General features: G+C 55.5%; 22 protein-coding genes. 3 read left to right on the top strand and 19 right to left on the bottom strand.

Annotated features, from left to right (window positions below; all coding sequences use genetic code 11):
• Nucleotides 1–10: 10 nt before the first annotated feature.
• From BQ9846_RS13705 to BQ9846_RS13675, 7 genes are all read right to left on the bottom strand, one after another.
• Complete coding sequence (locus BQ9846_RS13705; protein ID WP_075881506.1) at nt 11–1,447, bottom strand: mannose-1-phosphate guanylyltransferase/mannose-6-phosphate isomerase; 1,437 nt, start codon at nt 1,445–1,447, stop codon at nt 11–13.
• Nucleotides 1,447–2,220, bottom strand: a complete 774-nt coding sequence (locus BQ9846_RS13700) for a WecB/TagA/CpsF family glycosyltransferase (protein ID WP_075881505.1) — start codon at nt 2,218–2,220, stop codon at nt 1,447–1,449. The genes BQ9846_RS13705 and BQ9846_RS13700 overlap by 1 nt, the downstream gene beginning before the upstream one ends.
• Before the next feature lie 148 nt (nt 2,221–2,368).
• Nucleotides 2,369–3,772, bottom strand: a complete 1,404-nt coding sequence (locus BQ9846_RS13695; RefSeq protein WP_075881504.1) for a Coenzyme F420 hydrogenase/dehydrogenase, beta subunit C-terminal domain — start codon at nt 3,770–3,772, stop codon at nt 2,369–2,371.
• Nucleotides 3,772–4,692, bottom strand: coding sequence for a lysylphosphatidylglycerol synthase domain-containing protein (locus tag BQ9846_RS13690; protein WP_159437932.1), 921 nt, complete (start codon nt 4,690–4,692; stop codon nt 3,772–3,774). Before BQ9846_RS13690 ends, BQ9846_RS13695 begins: the two co-directional genes overlap by 1 nt.
• A 98-nt stretch (nt 4,693–4,790) precedes the next feature.
• Nucleotides 4,791–6,002 carry a polysaccharide pyruvyl transferase family protein gene (locus tag BQ9846_RS13685; RefSeq protein ID WP_075881502.1) on the bottom strand — a complete coding sequence of 404 codons (1,212 nt, stop codon included), beginning with the start codon at nt 6,000–6,002 and terminating at the stop codon, nt 4,791–4,793.
• Nucleotides 5,965–7,428, bottom strand: coding sequence for a hypothetical protein (locus BQ9846_RS13680; protein ID WP_075881501.1), 1,464 nt, complete (start codon nt 7,426–7,428; stop codon nt 5,965–5,967). The genes BQ9846_RS13685 and BQ9846_RS13680 overlap by 38 nt, the downstream gene beginning before the upstream one ends.
• 7 nt (nt 7,429–7,435) lie before the next feature.
• A complete protein-coding gene (locus BQ9846_RS13675; protein ID WP_075881500.1) occupies nt 7,436–8,119 on the bottom strand; it encodes a hypothetical protein in 684 nt (227 codons plus the stop codon).
• Nucleotides 8,120–8,563: 444 nt separating this feature from the next.
• Here BQ9846_RS13675 and BQ9846_RS13670 point away from each other — a divergent pair, with 444 nt between their 5' ends.
• The 3 genes from BQ9846_RS13670 (at nt 8,564) to BQ9846_RS13660 (ending at nt 13,955) form a co-directional block, all read left to right on the top strand.
• The gene (locus BQ9846_RS13670; RefSeq protein WP_075881499.1) at nt 8,564–10,624 is read left to right on the top strand and encodes an autotransporter outer membrane beta-barrel domain-containing protein; all 2,061 of its coding nucleotides are present in this window, start codon (nt 8,564–8,566) and stop codon (nt 10,622–10,624) included.
• Between the two features lie 626 nt (nt 10,625–11,250).
• A complete protein-coding gene (locus BQ9846_RS13665) occupies nt 11,251–13,137 on the top strand; it encodes a M10 family metallopeptidase C-terminal domain-containing protein (protein WP_075881498.1) in 1,887 nt (628 codons plus the stop codon).
• A gap of 62 nt (nt 13,138–13,199) precedes the next feature.
• Nucleotides 13,200–13,955 carry a SapC family protein gene (locus tag BQ9846_RS13660; protein WP_075881497.1) on the top strand — a complete coding sequence of 252 codons (756 nt, stop codon included), beginning with the start codon at nt 13,200–13,202 and terminating at the stop codon, nt 13,953–13,955.
• A gap of 90 nt (nt 13,956–14,045) precedes the next feature.
• Here the strand turns inward: BQ9846_RS13660 and BQ9846_RS13655 are convergent, their stop codons facing one another.
• The 12 genes from BQ9846_RS13655 to BQ9846_RS13605 form a co-directional block, all read right to left on the bottom strand.
• Nucleotides 14,046–14,720 (bottom strand): XRE family transcriptional regulator, encoded by a 675-nt coding sequence (locus BQ9846_RS13655; protein ID WP_075881496.1) that lies wholly within the window; start codon nt 14,718–14,720, stop codon nt 14,046–14,048.
• 10 nt (nt 14,721–14,730) lie between these two features.
• The gene (locus BQ9846_RS13650; RefSeq protein ID WP_075881495.1) at nt 14,731–15,132 is read right to left on the bottom strand and encodes a hypothetical protein; all 402 of its coding nucleotides are present in this window, start codon (nt 15,130–15,132) and stop codon (nt 14,731–14,733) included.
• An 87-nt stretch (nt 15,133–15,219) separates the two neighbouring features.
• Nucleotides 15,220–15,966 carry a hypothetical protein gene (locus BQ9846_RS13645; protein ID WP_075881494.1) on the bottom strand — a complete coding sequence of 249 codons (747 nt, stop codon included), beginning with the start codon at nt 15,964–15,966 and terminating at the stop codon, nt 15,220–15,222.
• A gap of 132 nt (nt 15,967–16,098) precedes the next feature.
• Complete coding sequence (locus BQ9846_RS13640; protein WP_075881493.1) at nt 16,099–16,464, bottom strand: gp33 family protein; 366 nt, start codon at nt 16,462–16,464, stop codon at nt 16,099–16,101.
• A complete protein-coding gene (locus BQ9846_RS13635) occupies nt 16,461–16,844 on the bottom strand; it encodes a hypothetical protein (protein ID WP_075881492.1) in 384 nt (127 codons plus the stop codon). Before BQ9846_RS13635 ends, BQ9846_RS13640 begins: the two co-directional genes overlap by 4 nt.
• Nucleotides 16,845–16,855: 11 nt before the next feature.
• Nucleotides 16,856–18,271, bottom strand: coding sequence for an SNF2-related protein (locus BQ9846_RS13630; RefSeq protein ID WP_075881491.1), 1,416 nt, complete (start codon nt 18,269–18,271; stop codon nt 16,856–16,858).
• Nucleotides 18,243–18,806, bottom strand: coding sequence for a 3'-5' exonuclease (locus BQ9846_RS13625; protein ID WP_075881490.1), 564 nt, complete (start codon nt 18,804–18,806; stop codon nt 18,243–18,245). Before BQ9846_RS13625 ends, BQ9846_RS13630 begins: the two co-directional genes overlap by 29 nt.
• Complete coding sequence (locus BQ9846_RS16720) at nt 18,799–18,951, bottom strand: hypothetical protein (protein ID WP_159437931.1); 153 nt, start codon at nt 18,949–18,951, stop codon at nt 18,799–18,801. The genes BQ9846_RS13625 and BQ9846_RS16720 overlap by 8 nt, the downstream gene beginning before the upstream one ends.
• Nucleotides 18,948–19,292 carry a hypothetical protein gene (locus BQ9846_RS13620; RefSeq protein ID WP_075881489.1) on the bottom strand — a complete coding sequence of 115 codons (345 nt, stop codon included), beginning with the start codon at nt 19,290–19,292 and terminating at the stop codon, nt 18,948–18,950. Before BQ9846_RS13620 ends, BQ9846_RS16720 begins: the two co-directional genes overlap by 4 nt.
• Before the next feature lie 3 nt (nt 19,293–19,295).
• The gene (locus tag BQ9846_RS13615; protein WP_075881488.1) at nt 19,296–20,204 is read right to left on the bottom strand and encodes a PD-(D/E)XK nuclease family protein; all 909 of its coding nucleotides are present in this window, start codon (nt 20,202–20,204) and stop codon (nt 19,296–19,298) included.
• Nucleotides 20,205–20,267: 63 nt separating this feature from the next.
• Nucleotides 20,268–22,772: a primase-helicase family protein gene (locus BQ9846_RS13610; protein ID WP_075881487.1), complete on the bottom strand. Its 2,505-nt coding sequence runs from the start codon at nt 22,770–22,772 to the stop codon at nt 20,268–20,270.
• 81 nt (nt 22,773–22,853) lie between these two features.
• Nucleotides 22,854–24,719, bottom strand: coding sequence for a DNA polymerase (locus tag BQ9846_RS13605; RefSeq protein WP_075881486.1), 1,866 nt, complete (start codon nt 24,717–24,719; stop codon nt 22,854–22,856).
• Between the last annotated feature and the right edge of the window lie 4 nt (nt 24,720–24,723).

The raw sequence follows: 24,723 nt of genomic DNA, 5'->3' as shown, positions 1-24,723 counted from the left end.
TGTTCTACCGCTAGCGACGCCCGTAATCGTCTGAAAGGCGCTCAATATCATCCTCGCCTAAATAGCTTCCAGACTGCGTTTCAATTAGCTCAAGATCAATGATGCCTGGGTTTTTCAGCCGATGAACCTTCGCCAAAGGGATATAGGTTGATTCATTCTCGCTAATGAAAAAGGTCTCTTCTTCCAGCGTGACTTCGGCTGTGCCACTTACCACGACCCAGTGCTCTGAGCGGTGGTGGTGACGCTGCAACGATAGAGATTTGCCGGGTTTGACGGTGATTTGTTTAACCTGGAACCGCTCACCGGTATTGAGCACGCGGTAGTACCCCCACGGGCGATACACATGGCTGGGTTTTACCAACTCAGAGCGCCCTGCTTGGTGCAGGACATCGATCACCGATTTAACATCCTGTAAGTGATCGCGGCGGCTGACGAGAACCGCGTCATCCGTTGCCACGACCACCACGTTGTCGATACCCAGCGTCGCGACGAGCGGGCCGCTGCTGGAGACGTAGCTGTTTTTGCTGTCGAGTAAAACCACATCGCCGTTTTGTACGTTGTTAGCGTGGTCTTTTTTGCCCAGTTTCCATAATGCCTCCCATGAGCCAACATCACTCCAAGCGCTATCCAACAACACCGCCGCTGCATGTTGCGTCAGCTCCATGACGGCGTAATCAACCGACACACTCGGGCACTGCGCCAGCGCTGTTGCACTAGGCCTTAAAAAATCCATGTCCTTTGTCGTGTCGTGATGCGCTTGAGCGCATGCAGCGAATATTTCAGGCTGGAAACGTTCGAGTTCCTCAAGGTAGCGGCTGGCTTTAAAGACAAAAATACCTGTATTCCACCAGTAATCACCGCTTGCGAGGTAAGCGGTTGCGGTAGCGTGATCCGGTTTTTCCTTGAACGTTTCGACCTTAAAGCCATTGGCGATGCCTTTGCCAATGTGCATATACCCGTACCCGGTTTCGGCGTAACCCGGTTTAACCCCTAAGGCCACCAGATAGCCTTGTTCGGCAAGTGCCTCAGCGTGTTGCAGACTTTTATGAAAGCCTGCTGTGTCGTCAAGATAGTGGTCGGCGGAAAGTACCGCGAGCGTTGGATCGCCACCCTTTTCCAAGGCGGTAAACGCTGCCAGGGCGATACTTGCCGAGGTGCTTTTTGATAACGCCTCTAAAATGATGTGGCTATCATCAAGCCGGCCGCATTGCTGGAGCTGTTCTGCGACAATAAACCGATGATCTTCGTGGCAAACGACCATCGGCGGATGGGTTTCTAACCCATCTAAGCGCTGTATGGTTTGCTGCAGCAGGGTTTGTTGCAGCGTGCTCTGCTGAGACGTGCTTGCCTGAGGGGTCAGCGGCAAGAATTGCTTCGGTAACTGTTGGCGAGATAATGGCCACAACCGGGTTCCCGCACCGCCTGCCATAATGACCGGTAATAGCATTATTCTTTCTCCTTGAAATGTGTTGTCAGTGCGGATTTTTCAAAGCGCGGCGCTTGCCAGGCAAGCGGGAAAATACGCAGGTTATTGGCATAACGTCGCCACAGTTTTTTAGGGTTTTGGCTTAGCCGGAATAACCACTCAAGGCCTACACGAGACATCCAGCGGGGGGCGCGTTTTTCCCGTCCGGTGAGAAAAAGTAAGGAGGCGCCAATGCATAACGCAACACCCCGAGCCCCTGGGGTCTGCGCTAGCCGGGCGGCTAAAGTCTCTTGCTGGGGCGAGCCGACGGCGATCAAGATAAAATCAGCTGGATGCTCGGCAACGAAATGGCAGCAAGCATCAATCGCCGCCTCGTCGTTGATAAAGTTCATCGGCGGGTTGTGATGATTAAGCGATGTGAGCTTAAACCTGTCACGCAAGCCTTCGATCACCTCATGCTCACCGCCGATGACCGTCAGCCTTTCATCCGGCGTGAACACATCCGTAAACAGCGCGCGGGTTAAATCGCTACCTGTCACCACATGCGCGATAGGGTACCCCTTCGCCCTGGCGATTCTCGCGATGATCTGGCTATCGCATACGCTAAGCCAAGCATTGTGGTACACGGATGCGAGCTCAGCGGATGACTGGCAACGCAGCGTATGGTCCACGTTGGGAGTGACAATGTAGTGCAGGTTTTCACTACCACGTGAAGCGCGAATGAGCTCTAACGTCTCCTGCTGGCTGATCAGATCGAAAGGCGTGTTCAAGAAGTGAAGGCGAGGGGGTTTCAAAAGGTGTCTCCATACGAAATGATAAAAAACTCACCTGACGCTGAATCAGAAGTTGAATGAGAGATGGCATTAGGTCTAAACCATCATAGGCAGCCAAAAGGTCATATACACCGCCTATAGCGACAATAAACGTCGATTTGCCACACGGTCACACGCGTATTTTTATCACCCGCCGCACGTTAATCAGCACACGTTTCACTAGGTACTTGGTCAAACTTCCCGCCGCAAGGTGGTAGTGCAAAACGCGAGGTTGCATCTTGCGTTTAAACGTTTTGAAGCGGCCGCGCTGTTTGGCCGTGATAAACGCGCGGTGGCTCTCCTCGCGCAGCCGGTTACGCAGCCGTATCACGCGTTGGCGTTTTTTTGACGCATGGGCGTAGGACGCAGCGATGCGCTTCTGGGGCACCCATTCACCGGCGGCTTTGGCGTCTTGCAAGCGAATCGCCAAGCCATCATGTCGGTGGCGGTAGTTAGCCCCCTGCGAGGCGACAAAATCGTCGCTTGTGACACCTTCAAGCGTAATGCGACCTGCCTTGTTGGCGTGTTCCAAAAGGCGCGCAATGAGCGGGTGTCGCACCACCACGATATTGTGTCCCTGCCACGCTTTCACCGGCTCTGGGAGCCAGGCATCGCCGAAGGTAACGTCGGCGGTTTCCCCGGCGATGTCATCGCAAAAGTCGCACGCTTTATATTTGAAAAAACCAAGCCCCCAATCGCTGGTAAACAGATCAAACACCTGTTGTTGCCGGCGTGTATGCGCCCCTTTTACCTCGACGGCATAGCGGTTAGCAGGCGCCCCCGGCACCTTGACGCGAAAATCAACCGACTCCAACGTCGCGGGGGCCACGCCAAGCTCCCAGCCGATGGACTGGGCAAAGGCGCGGCTTTTCAAATGCCCGCACACGATCGCGATACAAAAGCGAATGCGCTGCTCAAGCACCGGGTGCTGGCGACACAGGTTGCGCACCGTTTTGACAAAGCAGGGCACACCGACAAACGCATAGCGCAAATCGCGCGCATGGACGGAGCGAAGCACCTCATCAAGCGTGACCGGGTAATATTTGCTCTTCGCCAGGCGGTGCAGCTCGCTTGCCGATTCGATGATTTGATAACCGTACTGCGTGCCGCCCGGCGCATGCGCTAGCTCGCCAACGCCAATGACCGCATCGATCTCCCCCTGCTGAAAGAGTTCATGCAGTAGCCAGTTGGTTAAACCGCCGGAGCTCCCCGCAAGGCGAAAGTCGCCTTCATTCGCATGGCCGACACTCACCGAGCGATAAAACCCCAGGCGCGCGTCATGCGTAAGGCCGGTTTGTCCACAACCCCGGTCGCCAAACAACGCTTGGCCGAGGGTATCTTCGTCATCCGCCATGCCGGAAAACGGGCAGAGGGGGTCGGCCACTGAAGCGTCGGCATCCGAGGCGATCACCGGCGTGTATTGGCCGCGTTCATCTAACGCCATCTTGCTACCCCCGCCGATATGGAAGGTACACCCCCCGCAGCCGATGCACAGGTCATTAGGCAAGACATTATCTTGAAGTAAAGAACGCATTATGTCGTTACCTTGAGTGACGCTTTAAGGCTTAGCACAAGTTGCTTGAGTTCGCTAAGCGCCCCTAAACAGGCGACAAAAAGCTGTATACCCAGCAGTACCAGTGAGGCGGTGAGCGCTGTTTGTGCCTCCACGCCGTAAAACGGGAACAGGGTAAAAAACACCAACTCGCGAACGCCCACGCCCGCCACCGTAAGGGGAACAACGAGCAACACCACCAATAAAGAGCGAATCATCATCACCGCGAATAACGGCGTATCCGGCTCGATGGCGAGCAAGACCCAGTACGCGCTGGTCACGATACACAGATGCTGCATTACCGCCAGGGTAAGGCAGCGCAGCTTATCGCCTACCGGCAGGCGCTGAAACAGCAACGTCACGCTCAGCAGTTTTTGCACGATAGCCGGGCCTTGGGTGACAGGCGTGCGGGGATGAAAGCTCAGCCAGCCGAAGTACGCGATTAACCCCGCCAGCAACAGCAGCAGGCCCAACATCATGGTATCCACGGCCGGGTGCGTGGCGACCGGGAAGGCAAAATAGCCGACGACAAAAAAGGCCAGCGCCACCATCAGCTGCAGAAGCTTATGCACCCCGACCAGAGCAGCTGAATGTAAGCCCTCAAGCCCAAGCGCGCGATACTTTGCCCAACGCACCGCGAAGGTTAGCCCCGTGGGCATAAAAAACGCATAAAACATCATCGCCAAATTAATGCGGGCAAGCTGCACCAGAGAAGGGCGCATAGCAACTGGCAAGGAAAGAAAGACTTCATACGCTTGCAGCACCACCACGCCCAGCAACACCATTAACGTTGCCGCCACAATTAAGCCCCAATGCGCGCTGGCCATCGCGCCCGCCACCGCATCAAGCTCGGTTTGGTAAATCAGTAGCGCCACTAGCGAAAACGAAAAAATCAGCTTCACCACATGGCCCGGCCATGAGCGCCACCCCTTCTTTAGCAGGGATAATGTTAACAGCGATAAGGTTACGAGTGACGATGTTAATCGCGACAACATGGCGCTCATAGTAAAGTGCTTAACAGAGTGAAATTACGTTCCGCGCGCTGCTTAATCTCCGCTAAATGTGAAGCGTTAATCGGCGTTGCCATTGCCTTTTCCAGCGCGTGTAACAGCGCCTTGGGCGATAACTGCTCAGCCGCCACGGTGAGGGCGGGGCCGTCGGTGTGGCCATACACATCTTTCATAATGCCGAACGCTTTACGGCTGTAGGCAACGCTAACCGTCGGTATGCCCTGCGACATCGACGCGATCGTCGCGTGCGTGCGCGTGCCAATCAACGCCTCACACTGCCCGATGGCGCCCTTTAACGCCACCGCGCCAGGCTCACCGCTGAGCACGGTTACCCGGCCGTTGGCACTAATACGTTTGAGCACCTCATCGCAGGCAATCACATCATTATTGGCGGGGTGGCGCTCCATCACATGGGGGATTAGCATGATCTGTTTGCCCGCTGTGAGTAAGGCATCGCACACCTCGGCAAAGCACTGGTAGTAAGCGTCAGCATCAAGCCCTGAATACTGGATGATCCCCTGGCTGATCGAAAGCCCCACACACGGGATGCTGTCATCAAAGCCGTAGCGTTTCGCCAGCCAGCTTTTGCTATTCGCTTTGTCAGGCACGGCGAGGGTAAACGCGACATCGGCGGTTGGCTCGACCCGCGTTTGCACGTCCAGGGAGCGCAAATACGCAAAGCTATCGTCTTCGCGCACCGTGATGAGGTCGATCTTCTCGGCCGCGCGGCAAAAGTAATCCCGATCCGCCGGGGTAAAGGGCCCAATCGAATGGCTGCACAAATACATCGGGGTGCCGCGTGCCATTAACGGGTAGGCCAAATGCTTTCGCAGGTTGTGATAATCCGAGGTGAAAATATCCCCACCGGCCGCCACCGAGACCGCCGCTTGGCGTAAATCGCGCTGCACGCGCAGGCAGCTGCCGCGTAGGGTCGCCGGCAGGGCGAATTCAGCCCAATACGCGGCCCGGTAAGCCAAGCGGTTCACCGCCATCGCGCGCGCATGGTTCGGCGTCAGCAGTGGATACCCCCAATACGCAGTGACATCGTGTTGAAAGCGCCACTGATCATACAGCGGGTCGCTGGAATAGAGCGCAACAGCAAGCTCAGGGTAGTAACGACGAAAGCCATCCGCCATACAGCGCACCAGCGCTTCCGCTCCCCGGTTACGCGCGCCGGTGTGGTTGGTAATGGCCAGATGCATTCGCACGATCCTTTTTATCTGAAAGCCTTAAATCTGAAAGTTCTAAAATAGCAACGGTAACTAACAGTAAAGTAATGAAGTTCAAGTTGATGAGGTTTTCCTGCACCGCCGCGTTCGCCCAATACACTAACCAAAGCCCACGGGCCGCGCTTGTCTGGCAGCGCTTAAACCCACACGCAATAAGGGCGAGCAAAAGCCCCAACCCAACCGCCCCCGTTTGGTAAAACACCAGCCCAAAGCCACTCTCAGCGCCACCTTGCAGCCATTGCAGGTGGGAAAGCTCGCTGCCCATCATGGCTTTGTAAAGATTGCCACTACTGCCGATACCATGCCCGAAGAGCACCTGAAACAGGCCTACCTCGCCTTTAAGCACTTGCTCAAACGGCAGCCACAGCCCGAGCACATGAATATCCGCGCTTGTCTGAGACACGCCAGAGGCAACAACATAAAAGCCCACCAACGCCGCCAGCAACAAGGCACCAAGTAACGAGCGCAGAAAGCTTAAAGGGTGCAAAAAATGCAACACGGTCCAAAAGGCCACCCCCCCCAACAGCAGCATCATCGCGCCTTTGGCCACCGCGGCAATGACGATAAGGGTAAGCAAGCCTGCCCACACAAGGGCACCCCGCACAAGCCAGATGTAGGCGAAAAACCCCGCTAAATAGCCATAAAAAATCGGGTCTTCCGCCGTGCCACTTAAACGTAAATAAAGGTTACCGCCTAAATAAGCCCACCAGTTTCGCGGATAACCCTCTATATGCGAATACCCTTTTAACGCTTGCTGAAGCGAAATAAGTTCGGTATCGAGCAGGATGTGGCTCACCAGCCACCCGACCGGCGCGCTAATAAGCACCAGTAGCGTACCCACATAAAGGCTACCGGACGCGGGAATAAAAGCCCGGTGCGGCTGTTTCGCGGTTACCGTGTAAAAAGCGAGGAAGAATACCGCCAAGGGGACGTAGGTATTCATCAAATAACCCGCCCAAGGCAGGCTAAAGCGCGCGGCTTGCCAAGGCTGCACGGTAAGCAGCAAAAAATAGGCGGCTAACGTCAACGGCAACCACCGCGGGAAGCCACGAAAATGCACGGCGACCCAGGCCATGCCCGCCAGGATGAGCAGGTTTTTAAACACGGCCAGTAGGTTGCGGGTATCCTGCTCAAAAAACGCCAGCCCCCACAGCGTGTAATAAAAGGCGCACAGCGCATAAACGAGCAGAATGGCCAGTAAGGTATTCATACTGCGGCCAACGCTGAAGACCAATACCCCCGCCCCTGCAACGCCGAAGGTGAATACGTAGGTAACGAAAGGGGAGCCCAACACGCCGCCGCCCAACGCAACCGCTAAGAAGCACAGCAACAGCCAAAGCGTTTGCCAGCTAAAGGCGCGCTCCTGTTCGGCACAAAACGGCGGAGAGTAAGCAGACATCGTGTTGTTATGTCGATTCGCGTAAGTGGCGAGCCACATGGCCGCCAAAGCTTGCGATGCAAGCGGCGACGATGCCCACAATGACCCCCAGTATGGCGCCTAACATCGGCCATGCCCAGGGGCGGCTCAAGCGCGGCACGCCGCCGGCTTGGGTGGTGAGCAGCATTTCGCCCATGCGCGCTTCTTGCGCGCCGCGTAGGCTTACCGTTTCTTCCAGTTCCGGATGCAGGGTAAACGAGGCCGCATGACGCCACGCTTGCTGGCGCCGCTCAAGGCGCTCCCGGTCAGAGGCTTCTAAAAGCGTAATAATGCGCTGATGAAAGGCACTGACCCGCTCGGTGTTGCCCGGTGCCGCCACGGTTTTTAAGGCGATCTGCAGCGTATTGCGCGGGTGGGCGGTGCTTACCCCGAAGCCAACCCCTAAATCGTCACGCGCCGCCCGGCTGTAAACGCTTTCCATACGCCGCTGGGTATCGGGGATGGGGCGAAGGGGAGTATGTGCATCGCGTTCGGCGACATGATAAAGCGTGGTGTACTGCACGACATTAGGCGTAAGAAAAAAGCCATAAACAGTGAAAGGAATAAAAACCGCCAGCGCCACCACCAGTATCAACTTCCAGCGCTTGAGCAGCAGGGCTGCCAAGGCTACTAGCGTTAATTCTTGAGAACTCAAGGTATTATCATTTTTCATGTGGCCACCCGCGCGGCGTTAGAGAAGGCGCATAATTTACCCGATAGACCGCCATGGGCCAAGTTGCCTGCTCCATCGCCGCGAAGCGCCTGCGCAAGCGGTTGAGCGGCGTCAACAAATATACGATAGGTGTTGCAGCCGTTGTAAAGGCTCTGGCATGATGCCTGAACCGAAAACAGTGTTTTCAACGTATGTCATGAGACAGCAACACTTTATCGGCAACAATTGATGGGGCTGGGCGGGTTCAGCATTACGGGGCAGCCGAGTAAGAAGACCAAATCAGAGCGTAGCATCGAGATGCCTTGCTAAATTTGCATTTGAAGCATGGTGTCCAATACGTTATAAACCGCACTGATGGGGAGAAATCGCTAGGCTCACGGCCATGTAATGGCTTAAATCCCCAGCAGGCTGAGCAAGCCGGATCAAACCAAGGAGTTAAGATTAATGAGCATCGAAAACGTTAAAACGATTTTTAACCGTGATACTGCAGCACAGCTTCAAGTTGAAGCAATGGCTGACATCCCGGCTACAGATTATACGACTCTAGTTGAGTGGACTTATTCCAACCTGCTGGGTCTTGAAGACGTCAGCCAAGAGCGCATCCAGTTCTGGGTGGATTACCTGAATGGTGATCTGGAGCGTGGTCAGCTGGCAGCTGAAGACCTGGCTGAAACCTTCATGGATCTGGCCGAAAATGAGCAAGGTCAGCTGACAGCTGAAGAGTTTGCTTACAACCAGTCCGCTACTGCTGCCGTTACTGCAGCTGCCACCAGCAGCGACGTTACGCTGGCTGACCTGAAAACAGCCGCACAAGCCGGTGCAGAAGAGCCAGGCGCACCTTCAGACCTCACTGAAGCTGTGACCGATTACCAAGCCGCTCTGACCGCTGAAGATGCAGCGCTCGAAGAGCTGGCGATGAACGGTCAGGAAGCTGACATCAGCGAAGCTGATCTGAATGCGCGTAAAGCGAACATCGCTGACGGCACAATCGACCCAGTTGCTGATGCCGAAGCGGCAGTTGCTGCGGAAGATCAGGATCTGCGTGACGCTCAATCAACGCTGGCAACACAGCGTGCGGCTGATTCTGACAGCGAATTGCGTGCCGAAGTGACTGATCTGCAAAGCCAGATCAACAGCAGCGATGCTGATGTTGCACAAGGCGGTTTGACGCAAACAATTTCTGAGTTCCAGAACGATTTGGTCCAGGCCGAAAACGCCCTGAGCAGTGATCGTAACAGCGATGGCAGCGACCTATCTGCATCAGAAGCTCTGTCAGCAGCCATTACCGCCTATCTCGAAGCGGGTGGCACAGACGTTAACGTCACTGGTACTACTGCACTTAGCGATATTGTCGCGCAAGTCGCAGCTGAGTCTACGGTTGTAGCTGACAACCAAGCATTTGACGAGCTGCTTGTTGGTAACTCAACGCCTACAGGTGTTAACCAGCTTAATGACAGCTTAGCTGCCCTGATTGATGCTGATGGCAACTACGACGGCACAACGTTAGAAGGTGCCAACTCTGATCTGCGCACTGCCTTGCGTGATGCAGCGGTTGTTGTTGGCCAGCGCGCAGGTCTTATTGAAGAGCGCAATACGGCAGATACCAATTTCACAACTGCTCCTGTATACGCGCCTGTCACGCTTGAAGCAGATGTAACCGGTGCCGACTTCACCGACGCTTCAGCTGCCGCTGATATCGAAGTGAACGGTACGACTACAACTATCGCTGGTAACGGCACTGATTTTAGCGATCAAGCAAGTTTCCTAACAGCTGTAGAAGCACTGGACGGCGTTGAATCTGCAACGATTTCCAACAACACCTTGACCATTGTTTCATCGAATGCCGATGCGACAGTTCAAGACATGTTGACGATTTCTAATTCCAACGATGGTAATTCTGGAGACTTCGATGTGGCACAAGTTAGTGCAGACACATTAGGTCAAGCCTTCGTAGACGCAGAAAACGCTGTTGAAGCCCGCGAAGAAGACATCCAAGACGTAGCCGACGCGGAAGAAGACCTCGCCGAAGCCCAAGCGGCGCTGGACGAAGTTGAAGCGCTAGTGGCTTCTTACGAAGACGCTGTCGACAACCGCGAAGAACTGGCGACTGTTCTGGCAGAAGAATTCGGCGTTGAGAACATCGTTGACCTGACTGACAGCAACGAAGCGGGCACCAGCAACGAAGCCGATCTGTACATCTTCTCTGAAGACACAGACACCGGCCTTGTGATGACCAACTTCGAAGCTGACGATCAGTTGTTCCTCGGCACTGAGTTCACTCGCACCGACATCGACGCGGGCGTTGATCTGACCGAAACTCGCGAAGGCGATGCCGACGCACTGGAAGTGTTCGTTCAGCAGGACGGTGCTAACACCATCCTGTTCGTTGAACAGTTCGAAGGTGCTGGCAACGCTCAGTCTGACGACGAGCTGGTACAGATCACCCTGAACGGCGTGAATGCAGAAGACCTCGACTTCTCTGCTGGCTTCCTGACCGTTGCATAAGACTGCTCAGTCTTAACTCTTTGGTGGGGGGCAACCCCCACTTGAAGATAAACCCCCGCCTCGGTGGGGGTTTCTTGTGAAGGATCACGCGCTAGGGCAACAACAGCCCTTGTTCGCTCTAGCTTGCAAGACCCTTTAAGCCTCGCCGCGTGCGGGGCTTTTTTGTGTTTGTCGGGTGTAAATGGCTGAGGTTTTTGTAAGAGATTGTCGCTTTAATTTGTAAGACATCTCTTACAAAATCAGCGTTTTTCAGCCCATTCAGTGAGGCTCAATAAGTAGCGAAACTTTGCACCGATGTGGTGATAAATAGACGGGTAAATATCGCTAACTTCGCCCAACGTGTAGCGTTAAATCTGCGTTATTTCACGATCTTCGCTGAACGGTTATGTTGCCCAAAAGGCTAAGTAGCGTTATCTGACGTAATGTTCTAAGGTGGTTTTGCTACCGGCCTAGGAAGAAAGGCTGGGGCAAGGGAACCGCTTGGCCATCACCAAGCGCAAGTTGACTGGCACGACTTGCTGCCCAGTGATCACCTTGGGGCGGCAATCGTGTAACGCGCAGACCCGGAAGGTTGACCGGAACCCAATTTCGGACCCACTGCGACAAACCAAAAGAAAGGAAGTGTCATGACACGCGAAGAAGCATTAGCACAGAACGCCAACGCCATTGCGCTGTTTAACGCGCTGGTTAGCGGCAACGACGACACCGAAGCCCTCGTCGATGAGGCGTATGCCAACTTGCTGGGCCTGGAAGGCGACTTTTCTAACGCCGCCGAACGTAAAGCGTTTTGGATTAACCAGTTTGAAAGCGGCGATGTGACAGAAGAAAACTTCGCCGAAGAGTTCTTGTTCCTGGCCCAGAACGAGCCGGGCGACCTGACTGAAGAAGAGCAGGCCTTCAACACGGGGGCTGTGCCGACCGTCGCGGAAGCCTCCAACGGCGTCGCCGCCCAGCTAGAAGCCGAAGGCCGCAGTATCCAAGACCTCACCGGCGAAGAAGTGGCAGAATTCGCCCAGTCCATCCGTGAATCCGCCTCTGCCGCTGGTCAAGCTGCTGCTGAAGCGGCACGTGAAGAAGCCGGTCAAGGCGATGAAGAGGGCAACGGCCAGGAAGAAGATGGTCAAGAAGACGGTGAGCAGGGTGAGACTGACGATACGCCCGCCAACGAGAATCCCTTAGCGGGCAGTGAAGGCGGCTCGACGTATGTTCTGTCATCGGCATTGTCGAACATTGATAATTTGCCTGACGAGTTTGAGCTGGATACGTCTAAGCGTTATACGCCAGATGACGTGCTAACTCCGCCTAGCTACGCCCACCTTGTCCCGGCACTTGAGGATATTGCGTCGCGAGCCACTAACATCGACTCCGCTGACGAATTGCTGGCAATCACTGATTATGTGTTTAGGCCTACAAGTGCTGCCGAGTTCGTTAACATTGCGGGCACTGGCCCATCACCCAAAGCCCCCTTACCCTACGAACGCTCTGTCCTCGAAAACGCACAATCCGTGGAAATAGTGGATAGTGTTGAAAATGGTGCTAGCGACATATTCAACGGAAATGTCGACTTTTCAGGGATCAATGTCACTAAGTTCGATTTTTCCGGCGCTGATTTTACCAACGCATACGGTCTAGAGAACAGCTCTTCGATTATTGACCTGATGAATCTTACCGTGGGTGAGGACGGCGCTGACATCTTGTTGCCTAGCGGTGTTGCTAATTTATACGCACCGTCTGGCGAGGTTGATGTGTTCGGTGGGGCAGGCGAAGATTTTGTGTACGTTGCCGACGGTGCAAGCAAGCACTTCGTGGGCGGCGAAGGCGCAGACTTTTATTACACATCGGGGCCGAACTCTACCCCAGGTGAGCAGCATTCACTTTTTGCGGGTGCTGAAACCGAGCAAGATGCTAACGGTGTGTTTGCCGAAGGTGCTGACAGCATCGCAGAGAGCAACGCTGCGTTCGGCACATTGATGGGCACCGGCTTGAACAAAACGGGCGTCTTTGACAATGCTAACGTGTTAAAAGGCGGTCAGGGCGACGACATTATGGTCGCCAGTAGCACCAAAGACGTGTTCCTGTATCAGCCCGGTAGCGGCCAAGGAAGCGATTCAATTCATAACTTCCATATTGGCGAAGACGTGATCGCTAGCTCGCAACGTCTAAATAATGCCGATAAATCTCAATTCAAGGATTTGTTTGCAACAGCGGCGAATGCTGGCACTGCAACAGTTGAAGCTGTTGATGCCGCTAATGGGCACCGCATTGACGTATCTGCTGAAGACCTCGGCTGGTCGTTGATCAACATCAACGCCGATGCGAATACTGCGGAACTGGTATTTAACGCGCCTGAATGGACAGCGCTCAATACAGTATTGGGTCAGGACGCACCGAATGGTTTTGAAAACTTGACAGCTGCTCAAGATTTCACCATTCAGCTGGTAGGTGTGCAGGGCTTGACCGACAGCACAACGGTCAACGAGTTTTTTGCCGCTGATCCTGACACGGCAGCTTAATATTAGGGTAAATGCGCTAATGAGCCCCCGCTACGGCGGGGGTTTTTGTGTGAGGAGCTATCATGACAGATTGGGTCGCGCTATCGCCGAGCCAGCATAAAGGCTGCGGTTTTTTGCCCTTGGCAGATTTTTACCATACGGCTGATCAGCATTACGCAACAGTGGTGGTGGGGGAGTTGCGTCGGACAATCCCTCATTTTTTAGTGGCGTTGATGCGTTCAGGCCAGCGCTGGCAGTGTGTTGCGTGCTTGGGGCAGAGGGCAGGAGGCCACTTGTATTTGCACGGTGATGGTCGATGGTTAGGGCCTTATGCGCCACTGAGTGCCCGCCACTATCCGTTTGCATTAGGGCGCATGGAGAACGGAGAGCGTGTATTGAGTTTGGCGACGTCCCATCTAACCCTCGAAGGGGGAACGCCTTTGTTTGACGAAGCCGGTGCACTAAGCGAAGCCGCCAAAGCACATTTCCAGCGCCTACAAGATTTTTCGAACCAGCAAGCGATTACCCAAAAAGCTTGTGAACAACTTGACCGGCAAGGCGTGCTAACCCCATGGGAAGATAAAGACGCATCCAATAGAACGAACCTGTATCGCATCGACGAGCAAGCGCTAAATGCCTTGAGCAGTGAAGCGTATTATGCGCTGCGTGGGGCACCGATGGCGTTAGCGTACGGTCAGCTATTCTCCATGAACCAGCTAGAAGTGCTAAAGCGCCGTGCTTCGTGGAGTGGGAAAATCGCCAATACCGACGTACCCGAGAACTTGGATACGGTCTTCGGGGAAGACGACGACGAGTTACGTTTTGATTTTGATGGGTAGCAAAAAGCACCCGCTGAGGGGTGCTTTGCTATAATTCTGCTATAACGCTGCTATAATGAGTTTACTTAGCAAATGACGCATTTTGCGTCTCTAAGCCATCTCAGGGCGACGGTTCATCCGACGAGCACGATTGCGCTGCGAGCGTTTGGTTTCGACGATGACATCGTAGTTAGCGATTTCTTCCATCGGCTTGGTGCGTTCGTCACCGCTCGCGTAGCTTTTGACGGTGATTTCTTTGGCCGATTGTTTTACAAGTTCGCCGACCGCCAAATGGCCATTTTCAAACTCGATCAACACGTCGTCGCCGTTCTCGGGTTGGAGTGAACGGTCGATAACGGCAATATCGCCTTGTTTTAAGAATGGACTGTAAGTGTCACTGTCTGCTTCAAAGCCGTATAACTGGTCGGGCATTCCGTCGTACCTAATCGTAATGGATTTAGTTTGCGGCTTCCCTGAACCAGATAGCGTTTGTTTAACATCAAGCGCTACTTCCTGAGTTTTAATCTCGCCCACCGGGTTAAGCACACTTAGCGTGGGATCAATTTCCCATGGCTTAACTTGTAAGATTTTAGCGAAACGAATCACTGCCTCGTAGTTAAGGGCAATGTGGCCGTTAATGTATTGCGCGACGGCCCCTTGTTTCATGCCCAGTTCATTGCCGATTGAGGTCTGCGTTAGTCCCAAGTCTTTTTTCTTCGCGTTGTAAAGATTTTTAAGACGAAGGGCGTTTTGCTTATCTTCTTCCGTTATGGTGCGAGTGGACATGGGGGCGTACCTAAGTTGTCGAGGTGGTGGTTTCAACAATATAGGATACAAGCCGCGTCTTTTCAATCGCGTTGCGTATAAAATCGTCGCGTGTCAAGTCTCGGTTCCATTCGTCAGGGGTTGTGAGAACTAAACAACCGGTGGAGGAGCCAATGACAAGCGCCACACGGCGACCTTCACGGTAGCGGTCAGCAAGCCACAGTTGCTGCTGGGCACTGAGCGTGGTGCGAATAGGTGTACTGCCCCGTTTTGGCAGTGCTTTGAGGTACTTGTACTCGATCCATAAATCCCCCTTGTTGCCTGAGTAATACGCATCCGCCACGCCGCCTTCAAAGTTGTCGTTGATCTTCCAGCGATAAATCCCGGCTGGGAGCTTGCGGTGAACGGAGCGGATGAACCCGTGTTCGTTCATAGGTTAGCCAGTAAATACTGTATGTGCAAACAGTTTAGAGAAAAATAAAGCCGGGGCGTCCCCCGGCTTTTGGTTGTAAGCAAATGCTTACGCGTCAGCCGTCTCGGCCTTGTCGGCTTCTTTGTCCTTCGCCAAGGCGTCAGTGCCACCGGACACGAGCCCTTCGTACAGGCGCTTGGCTTCGGCGTAGAGGTCTTCACCGGCCCAACCGGCGAAGTCGACCTTGAAGTTGAAGTAGGGCTGACCCTGCTTGTTCTTCTCGCCGACCGACTGGAGTGTCCAGACGCTTGCGAAGCGTGCGGCGTTGGGGTTCTTGAGCTGGATCGCGGTGTTCCAGTTCTTCGACACACGCTGCTTGGAACCGCTCATGTAGATCAGCACCGGCTGGTCGGGGTTGCCGTTCTCGTCGAGCATGAGGCACTTGTGGATTGCGGTGTCGACCACATCGTACTGCTCATGCGGCAAGCCCTGCGCGTCCAAGTGCGCCGTGGCGTCGGCCTCAGAGTCGAAGGAGCCTTCAAAGCCGCCACCGAACTTACGCTTCTTGAAAATCTGCCATTTCTGCTCGAATTGCAGGTTAATGACGAAGATGAAGTCGTGGACGTTGCCCGACAGCGAGTTGAACAGGTGGCCGGTTTCGGCGCCCTCGATGTACTTGGGCGATTGCTTGTCGATCTGCGGCGAAAGCTGCTGGATCAGGTCAATGCGCGGGATGGCGAGGTCGTCGGTGCCGACGTTCTCGTTACCCAAACCGGCATCTTTGGCAAGGTGCGCGGGAAGCTGGTCTTGGTCTTTCAGGAAGTTGGCGACGGATTTGCTGGTTGAGTTGGCCATGTGGCTATCTCCATTATTTCAGTTGCACAGTTAGATGAGGCCCAATCGACCTCACAAGGATCATTATACGCGAGGCGTATAATAATCGCCATGCGAATAGTTCATCGCAGCATGGCGAGGGTTGCGGGGTATTCATGCGGATCGCATGTTCACCTTACGCTGGACGTAGGGCTCCACGCCCGGTACGTCTTGCTCCATTTGCAGCATCTCGCGGTACGGGCCGGTCGATACGCGACGCTGGAGCATATAGAAGGCGTCGTTTTGCTTGATGAAGTCGTAGAGGCTGTCCCAGTCCGTGACACTGGGCATGGTCTGCTCGCTGACGGACACGGACACCCCGTCGATCTTGGCGTGTTCCAGGCCCGCCGCGTCGAGGGCTTCGAGCAGGGCTTCCTCGTTGGCGTACAGTTGGGCGTCGACGCCTTTCAATTCGCCAGTGAGCGCCCGTTTCTGGTCACGTAGCTGCTCGCGTTGGTCGATCAGTTCACCGAGTGTCATGCGGCCTCCTGCTCTTGGTCAGTGGTGGTGTCCATGTTGTCACCTTCGAGGAACACGGTGAGTTCGTCCAGTGCCTCTTGGATGGCGGTTTTGTCTTCGTGGGCTTTTTCGATGGCCTTGTCGACCTTGTTGTGGGCGGCCTTGAGTTCGCGTTGAACGTCGGCCAGATCACGGTGGTCGCGCATGTCCTCGCCATTGACCATTGCCGTGGTGATGCTGTGGGCCTCGGCCTGGAGCGTTTTTAGCGCGTCGCGGGCCTCTTGCTCTTTGTCGGCCTTGTTGCCCAAGCGGCTTTTGGCGGCTTTGAGGCGTTTGGCGGCTTCGTAGATCAGGTCGGCGTTTTGGATAGCGTCGTCGAGGCGGAATAGGCGGGTTGTCATGGTCGTTCTCCTTATCGGGTGGAAGTTGTTTCAGCGAACACATGGAGCAGGTTGCCCATGCGTTCCAGTTTGCCGCTGAGCTTTTCGTATACAGCGGTTTCACGCGTGCCTTTGGCCGCGATCATAATGGTTTCCGTGCGCTGGGTTTGACCGGCACGGTCGATGCGGGCATTAAACTGCTGGAACCACTCGGCGTTGTACGTCGGGCTTGTCCAGATGGTGCGTGTGCCCTGGGTTAAGGTCAGCCCGTGGCCTGCGGCCTGGGGGTGGGCGAAGATGTAGTGAATCTCACCGGCCTGGAACTTGTTGACGGTTTCCACGCGTTTAGCCACCGGCACATCGCCGTCGATTACGGCGAAGCTCATGCCACGTTTGGCGGCTTCGGCCATGAGCTGGTCGCGCTGGTGTCGCCAGTTGAACGCGACCAGGGCTTGCGGGGCTTCCTGAGCCAGATCGAGGGCGAGCTTTACACGGGCTGTATCAAGGACGTGGTACTGATCGCCGTCCCACAAAGTGCCGCTACAGATTTGCAGGAGCTTATTGATCTTGGCCCCGGCGTGAACGGCGTTGATCGCTTCGCCGGATTCCAACAGCAGCACGGCCTCGTTCTGCATTTCCTGGTACTGCGCCATGAGCTTCTTGGGCAGTGACGTTTCGACGGTGTAGGCGACGTTCTCCGGCATGTCGATACACTCACGCAGCTTGTGGCGCACGCAAATGTCGTGGATTTTGTCGGCTACAATGAGTTCGGCGTCTTCTTTATCGACCCAATCGACATGATTTCCGCCGGGGATATTGTGGTTGGGGATCGGGGTACATACTTGTGCTCGAAAGCCCCAAAACGCTCGACCAAGCCGCTCACCGTCATCAACGATGTAGACGGGATGCCAAATATCACAGATTCCATTGCTATTGGGCGTGCCTGAGAGTGCCCAGCGGATCGGGAAATGGTGGCGGACAGCGGACGCGGCTTTGCTACGCTGGCTGGTACGGTGTTTGAACGCGGTGAACTCGTCGACGACGAGCACATCGGCGTAGTCGGCAAGAAGTCGTCCTTCATCGGTCAGTTTTCCTTTGGCGTCGGCCATCCACTTCACGGCGTCGTGGTTGAGGATAATCACGTCCACGTCGTCGGCGATGGCACGGGGCAGGTCGCGCTTGCGTTTGGTGGAGTAGACCACGGCGCTGGTCAGGTGTGGCGTCCACTTCTTGATGTCATCGGCCCACGCCGTTTCGAGGATCGACAAGGTGCCCAGTACCACCATTTTGTTGGCGGTGCCCGCCGCTTTGCGACGGGCGAAGGCTTCCAAGTGGGATCGTGTCTTGCCCGTACCGGCGTCAGACAGATCGAGCGAGCGGTCATTGGCGAGCAGATGCTCGACCGTGGTGGCTTGGTGGTTAAACAGTGGCGGGAGTGCGGCACCCATGAATGGCCTCCAGGCATTTTTCGATCCTTAACAGTTGGGTAATGGCGTCGTCGCGGGCGTCGTGATGCGTGCCCACGCGCTCGACCGACTCAAACACGTCGAGGTCTTTGGCGATTTGCTCCAAGGTGCGTAAATCGCGTCCTGTCCAATATGCCCAAGGGCACTTCACCCCTTGTTCATCGAAGGCGTGTTCGAGAAACGCGAGGTCGAAGTTGGCCCCATTGCCCCAGGGATAGAGTCGGTCTTTGTCTTCGCCCAGGCCGCTATACCACCGGCTCAGGTCACGCAGTACGTTGGCGAGCGGTTCAGCTTCTTGGCACAGTTCGCGGGTCTTGGCCCATAGCTCTGGTTGCTTGTACCACCAGTTGAGGGTGTCTTGGCTAAAGGCGCGGTTGTGTTGCGACTCTAATCCGCAGTGCGAATAAAAAACCTCAAGCGAACCGTTTACACGGGCGGCAGCGGCGATGGATAGGATTACGCCGTCGGCGCGCGTGTGGAGTGTTTCGATGTCGAAGGATATTTGGATATCAGCCATTGGTCTGCTCCTTCTTTTCCTGTTTTACCTGCTCGTCGATACTGGCTTTTATGTCGCTGAGCTGTGCGGCGGCTAGCTTTGCCGTGTCGGCCTTGACGATGATGTCATGGTGTTTGTACCAAGTGTTGATGCTTACGTAGTTCATGCGGAAGTTCCTCCTTCAATGCAACGCTCGCCAATGGCGATGTCGTCAGCGTGTTTGGCACCCACGTCGGTTATTAACTCGCTGGGCGGGGTGCCTTCGTCGAGGTTGAGCATCATCCCGATCTGCCGCCCTCGGTTGCCGGTATGGGTCACTTTGATATGCGGCGCGTCGTTCTCGAACGCGACGATCGTGGCCCGCTCGATGGTCAACCCGTGGCGTGCCGAGCCGTCCGGTGCGAACACGGAGCGGTAGTCGAAGCCATACTCGGCAAGGTGGCTCAGTACGGATTTGAGGTAGCGTTTTTGCACGTCGGGGGTGATGGTTAAGGTGGCGGTGGTCATGGGTTAAATCTCCTGAAATGCGTAAGCGCAGCGCGGGGCGTCCTCGCCTTCTTGGGTTTTGGCATGGGCGCACCATTTGCAGGCGTGCATGGACGGTTTGGGTGGAAACTTGGTGGCGGTGGTGAGCCGGTTCGCGCGTTTATCGACCATCGGCTTGAGTAGCATGGCCCGGTCGCGGGTGTACTTGTTGCCCATCTGGTCTTTCTGGTCGAGGTACTCGAAGCTGGTTTCGACAAACTCAAGTTCTGGGTAGCGCATGAACGCGGCGATGGCGTACACCATGCCTTGCTGGTTGTGTTTGAGTTCGTTGCCGAATTTCCTCCCCGACTTCCAGTCAAATGCTTTGGCTGACGTAGGGCTTTCAAACTCGATGGCGTCGAGCTTTACGCGTGCCCAGGTATCCGGGGCGAAGAACCCGGTTTCTTGCCAATCGCGGGTGAAGCCCCAGTCGCCTTCGACCTCCACTTGGCCTGCGGCGAAGTTTTCGCGTAGCCGGTCGATAAGCGGGATAAACGGCGTCAGGTCGACGGACTTCATACCGCGATCAAGACGCAGCCCTTTGATATCGTCGTGCAGCCCTTGGATGTAGTTCTCGATGTGTTCATGGATACGGGTACCGCGTTCGGCGGCAGGGCCAGAGGGATCGGGGGCTTTCTCCACGGATTTGAGGTAGACCGAATAGGGGCAATTTTCAAACGCCATGAGGCGTGAGAATGACCACGTTTTGACCGGCCCCAAGGGGCGTTCGGCCAGGGCAATTTCCTCTTGCTTATCGGCCTCGGCTTTGTCGGCCATGCGCTGTTTGATGGCACCGGGGTTGAACGTCTCGGCGTCGGATGTTGTGGCGGGTTCGTCGGGGGTTAGGCGTGTCGGTTTCTTAAACGCCTTTGGGTCAAAGGTGTCGTCGGTCATGGTGGGCCTCTTTTTGAATAAGCACTGCTGATATTAGGGGCCATAGCGGCCCCTGTCTAGGGCTCAGTGCATGAGAGCGCTGGGTTCGTCGGCTGGATGTTGCTGATGATAGGTCTGTATGTCCGTGGCGAGTAGCGCGCGCTCGTCTTTGTCGGTGACTTTCCACTCGACCCTGACGCAGCTTTTGCGTTTCCCGCTGCCGGTGCGCTCGCGTTTGAATATCACGTCGCGTTTGGCAAGGGCTGATTGTAACCGGATGGCCGGGATACGGTCGCTGAAGATGACTTCAAAGCAGACCTGCAACGCGTCGATAGTGACCACGGTACTGGCGTTATTAAGTGCGTCCTCCTTCCATTTGTTGAGGGATGCTTGGGCCACTTTGACGCGCATCGACATATCGACGGAGTTGACAGACTCGATGTCCTCGACGCGGTAGAAGAACTCCAGATCGCCTTGCACGATGGCGTTGGCGAATTGATCCATGGGGGTCATCGAGGCGAGGCGCATCTGTTCCTTAGCCTCGTTATTGCGTTCGGTGGTGGCCTCCTGCTCGTTGATATCGAAGGCGAGCATGAACCCGGCAAAACTGCCCAATTCGTACTCGATGTGGTTCTCGTTAATGCGCTGGCGGATGTCGGGGTAGGTGTGTTCAAGCCGTTCCAACTGGGGTGGGGCGATATTAAAGCGCCGGTCGCCTTTTTCTACCGGGATTACGTCAGTGTGGTTGGAGAAGAAGATGTAGTTGGTGTAGCTGGGCGCGGGGCGCACGTCTGTCCGCATGGCGCGGATGCTGACGGTATCCGCTACGATGTCGTCCTTCATTTTGTTCAAGAGCTTGCCCGATTGGTTGGAGTCTTGTAGACGAAACTCCTCCCAGATCAGGAACAGGGCGCGCTCCTGATAGGCGTTGAACTGCTCCTCTAAGTGGTCAAGGCGTTTTAGGATGGTGTAATCCTGGCCCATGATCGGGCGCAAGATACGCTCGTAGAAAACCCCTTTGCCGGTACCGGGGACGCCCGAGAACACCCATGCGGTGCGGGTCTTGTCGCGCTTCTGGATACCGAAGGCCAGCCAGTTAAGAAAGTACCCCAGCTCCAGCTTGCTTGAGCCTGCGATATGGTACAGCACATCGAAGATCGTGGGGCATAATTCCTTGAGGCTGTCGACGGCGGTTTCACGCGTGGCTTTTTGATACTGCGGCATGACTATTGGTGGGTTTTTCAGGTACTCCGTGGCCCGGTAAGTGTTGAGGATTTTGCCATCCCAGTCGATTTCGTTGACGCTGTGGGGGTCAAACGTTACGTCCCACGACGGGATACTATCGACCATCGGCACGCCGAACCCGGCCAGCCAGTCTTCGGCGTTTTGGCGGATGATCTTGTTGATGCGCATGACTTCGTTGTGCGCGGGCACGTACTCCACGGCGAAGATTTCGTCGCGGTCAGGGTCACGGATTAGCAGCGGGCGTGTCTCTTGTACCTTGCTTATGACCTCTTGGTAGTCGGCGATGTACTGGTTGTAGAGTTCCTTGTTGGCCTCGCGGAACAGAAACGGCGGCTCGCCCTTGAAGTTGTAGATAACCTCGGGGTTCGCCTTGGGGTTAAAGTACGCCTTGGAGTCACCACCGTTGATGTTCCAATAAACGAACTCGTCACTTTCGCCCGCGTGTACCATTTCGAGCCGGTCGGGGTTCACCATCACCCGCTGTTGTTGTCCCATAAGCGTCATGGTGCGGGTGCGCGGTTTGAACTTGCCCAGGCCACGCTCGTTGCGCAGTTTATTGAGCAGTTTGTTGGCCTTGCCGTCAATCTCGGCATGGTCAACGCTCATTATCTGTTGGTGGATGTCGCACGTATCGCGCTCTTTGCGGTTGAGCGCCCAGCGATCCGTGGGACTGGCGAAGGGATCGTCGCGTCCTTCAAATGTCGGGTGAGCGATGTAGACAAGCTGCGCGTTACGGGCCACAACCGGATCGACAATCCACTTGAGGCTCATGTTGCTCGACTGGAGCGTGAGCTTTTCGGCGATTGTCTCGGACGCGAAGTTAAGCGACTTGAAGTACGCCTCCAAGTAGCTGGGGTGAATGGCGGTGTCTAGCAGGAAGAAAAAGTGCAGGCCGACTTCGCCGGTGGGTTTGATGCCGGTGGAGCTTGAGGCGTTGACGATGTAACTGGTGGAACACAACGGCTCCGGCAGCAATGTAATAACGGACTCCGCGACCTTTAGCAGATCGGCCTGGGTGATAGGGGCTTCGAGTTTGGTTTCGGGTATCCAGCCGTCAATGTCCAGCACCATGAAAGGGGTGCTGGCGGTTTTATCACTTTTGCCCGAGCGCGAGGCTTTTACGACGGGCTCTCTGAGCGGGCCTTTGAGCAACGCATTCCCGGCGTCGGCGTTGTTCAGCAGAAGCCGATAAAGCTCAGCCAACCCGTTGCCGCTTTCCTCGACGTGGTGGCTAATCGAGGTGACGCTGGCGACGCGGGGATAGGGGGTAACGTCATTGGCGGTGATGGTTTTGGATAACCGGACGTTTCGTGTGGGCGTGATAAAATTGATCGGTGCTGACATAGCCCTCTCCGGTCGTGGTTAAAAGATACGCAAGGCGAATATTCTAGGCTATCGACACGGTGGCCGATAGCCTAGTGTGGGTTATTTCGAATATTCCCGCGCCGTGCCGCCTTCGGCGTCGAGCGGCAGGTCAGCACACCACGCGGGCGGTTGCTTCATAATCTCCAGCATCTTGTCGAAATCACGTTCGGCGGTTGCCTCGGGCACAATGGCGATGATTTCATCGTGAACGTTAAGCACCACGCGACCGTCGTGTTGGGTCACGTAGCGGTTGATGTCGAGCATTTGGTCGAAAAGTACGATACGGGATAACGCCTGACATATGTTTTCGACGCACTTTCCGCCATATAGGCGGGTGTAAAAGTTGCCGTTGTAATACTCAAAGCCACCATCGTCATCGGGGCGCAGGCCGGGGTATTGGAGGGCCATACCGTTGGGCATAATGAGCGCGTTGCGAGCGACTCGTAACGGCCCCCAGTCGTATTCGTTGCCCATGTACATATCGACGATGGCCTGTTGTGCCTGCTTCCAATATTGCGGGATCATGTAGTTGACGCCCCGGTAAGTGTTCACCACCTCTTGGGCTTCGGCGTCGCTAAACAGTACCGGGTCGCCCCCCAACATGCCCGCTGCCATGCCTTCTTGGAAGCGTCGCCAGCCTTGTGAGTAGCCAAGCGCGAGCACCGACACCTTACCCACAAAGCGTTCGTGGGGGTGATCGGCCTTGTTGACTTCAAAACCGTAGAGCTTGCTGGCGAAGAACGAATACACATCGCCCCCCGAACGGAACACGTCGAGCAGTTCTTGTTGCCCCGCGAGCCACGCGAGCATTCGCGCTTCGATGTTCGATGAATCCGCGACGGCGACCAAATACCCTGGCGGAGCGCAAAGGGCTTTGCGTAGTGCCGACCCTCGGTTCATGTTCTGGACGTTAAGGAGTTCGCCGCCACCATAGCGCCCCGTGGCGGCGGAATAATACTTCAAGGGCATGGGCATGGTGCCGCCGGTAATCTCGGCGGTTTCCAAGAAGCGCTCGGCACGGCGAATCTGGGTCACGGACTTCGCGGCAACGCGGCCCTCGAACAAGTGATCGAGGTCGGGGTGTGCAGCGCGCATCTGCTGAAAGCCAAGGTCAGCTTTGCCCAGTGCCGGTTTCATTTTGCCGGTGCGCAGATCGGCCTTGTGGATGATCTTGACGCCGCGGCTGGTCAGCGCCTTCTCGAACTTGGGGTTGGAGTTCAGCGTCGATTCGGCCACGCCTGCCGCCTCGATCTTTGCTTGGCGCTCGGCAATCCAGCCGTCACGGGCCTCCGTGATCAGTTGCCTATCGAGGACGAACATCGGCTCGCACATCATCTGTGTGGTGAGGTGGATCAGTTCAAGCTCGTCCTCGGGGTAGTAGGGCAGCATCTTGACGAAGGCGGCATGGGTCAGGTCAACGTCCTGAATGCAGTAGTCGATCATCGACTGGAGCATGGCGTCGTTGTCGTAAAGCGCGTTGGTGGTCACGTTGCGAAAGTTGACCAGTTCCTCGCCTTTGCGCATCGACGGGTCATTCGGCCAGAGGCGCTCGGCCAGTTGTTTCAGGCCGTGCTTGCGACCGGGAAACATGCCCCGGCTCATGGCCAGTGTGTCGAGGTACAGGTCGGGGTGAATGTCCCAGAAGTGGTGTAGGATGAACGCGTCGAAGTTCGTATTATGAGCCAGCAGGGCCGTAGGGCGACCGTTACCGTCGAAGATTTCATCGAGGCGGTCGACGATTTCATCGGGGGCGACCCACTCGGTGTCCGCGTCGTTGATCTTGATGCCCACGCCATGGATCGAAAAGTCGGGGTGGGCGAGGTAGTTGAAGGTGTTCATTGACTGAAGGCTCAACGAGCAGCCGGTACCGTAGTAGGTTTCAAAGTCCAGGGTTATGAGGTCGTGATCTATTCCTAAGATGCGCATGATC

This window comes from Vreelandella massiliensis, assembly GCF_900155385.1.
Lineage (GTDB): Bacteria > Pseudomonadota > Gammaproteobacteria > Pseudomonadales > Halomonadaceae > Vreelandella > Vreelandella massiliensis.
Note: the sequence above shows the minus strand (reverse complement) of the source record. Positions and strands in the feature narration are given on the sequence as shown.

Bases quoted from the DNA above. Each gene is read 5' to 3' on its own strand.
- BQ9846_RS13705 (WP_075881506.1), bottom strand. From the start codon at position 1,447: ATGCTATTACCGGTCATTATGGCAGGCGGTGCGGGAACCCGGTTGTGG.
- BQ9846_RS13695 (WP_075881504.1), bottom strand. From the start codon at position 3,772: ATGCGTTCTTTACTTCAAGATAATGTCTTGCCTAATGACCTGTGCATC.
- BQ9846_RS13685 (WP_075881502.1), bottom strand. From the start codon at position 6,002: ATGCATCTGGCCATTACCAACCACACCGGCGCGCGTAACCGGGGAGCG.
- BQ9846_RS13680 (WP_075881501.1), bottom strand. From the start codon at position 7,428: ATGTCTGCTTACTCTCCGCCGTTTTGTGCCGAACAGGAGCGCGCCTTT.
- BQ9846_RS13675 (WP_075881500.1), bottom strand. From the start codon at position 8,119: ATGAAAAATGATAATACCTTGAGTTCTCAAGAATTAACGCTAGTAGCC.
- BQ9846_RS13670 (WP_075881499.1), top strand. From the start codon at position 8,564: ATGAGCATCGAAAACGTTAAAACGATTTTTAACCGTGATACTGCAGCA.
- BQ9846_RS13665 (WP_075881498.1), top strand. From the start codon at position 11,251: ATGACACGCGAAGAAGCATTAGCACAGAACGCCAACGCCATTGCGCTG.
- BQ9846_RS13660 (WP_075881497.1), top strand. From the start codon at position 13,200: ATGACAGATTGGGTCGCGCTATCGCCGAGCCAGCATAAAGGCTGCGGT.
- BQ9846_RS13655 (WP_075881496.1), bottom strand. From the start codon at position 14,720: ATGTCCACTCGCACCATAACGGAAGAAGATAAGCAAAACGCCCTTCGT.
- BQ9846_RS13650 (WP_075881495.1), bottom strand. From the start codon at position 15,132: ATGAACGAACACGGGTTCATCCGCTCCGTTCACCGCAAGCTCCCAGCC.
- BQ9846_RS13645 (WP_075881494.1), bottom strand. From the start codon at position 15,966: ATGGCCAACTCAACCAGCAAATCCGTCGCCAACTTCCTGAAAGACCAA.
- BQ9846_RS13640 (WP_075881493.1), bottom strand. From the start codon at position 16,464: ATGACACTCGGTGAACTGATCGACCAACGCGAGCAGCTACGTGACCAG.
- BQ9846_RS13635 (WP_075881492.1), bottom strand. From the start codon at position 16,844: ATGACAACCCGCCTATTCCGCCTCGACGACGCTATCCAAAACGCCGAC.
- BQ9846_RS13630 (WP_075881491.1), bottom strand. From the start codon at position 18,271: ATGGGTGCCGCACTCCCGCCACTGTTTAACCACCAAGCCACCACGGTC.
- BQ9846_RS13625 (WP_075881490.1), bottom strand. From the start codon at position 18,806: ATGGCTGATATCCAAATATCCTTCGACATCGAAACACTCCACACGCGC.
- BQ9846_RS16720 (WP_159437931.1), bottom strand. From the start codon at position 18,951: ATGAACTACGTAAGCATCAACACTTGGTACAAACACCATGACATCATC.
- BQ9846_RS13620 (WP_075881489.1), bottom strand. From the start codon at position 19,292: ATGACCACCGCCACCTTAACCATCACCCCCGACGTGCAAAAACGCTAC.
- BQ9846_RS13615 (WP_075881488.1), bottom strand. From the start codon at position 20,204: ATGACCGACGACACCTTTGACCCAAAGGCGTTTAAGAAACCGACACGC.
- BQ9846_RS13610 (WP_075881487.1), bottom strand. From the start codon at position 22,772: ATGTCAGCACCGATCAATTTTATCACGCCCACACGAAACGTCCGGTTA.
- BQ9846_RS13605 (WP_075881486.1), bottom strand. From the start codon at position 24,719: ATGCGCATCTTAGGAATAGATCACGACCTCATAACCCTGGACTTTGAA.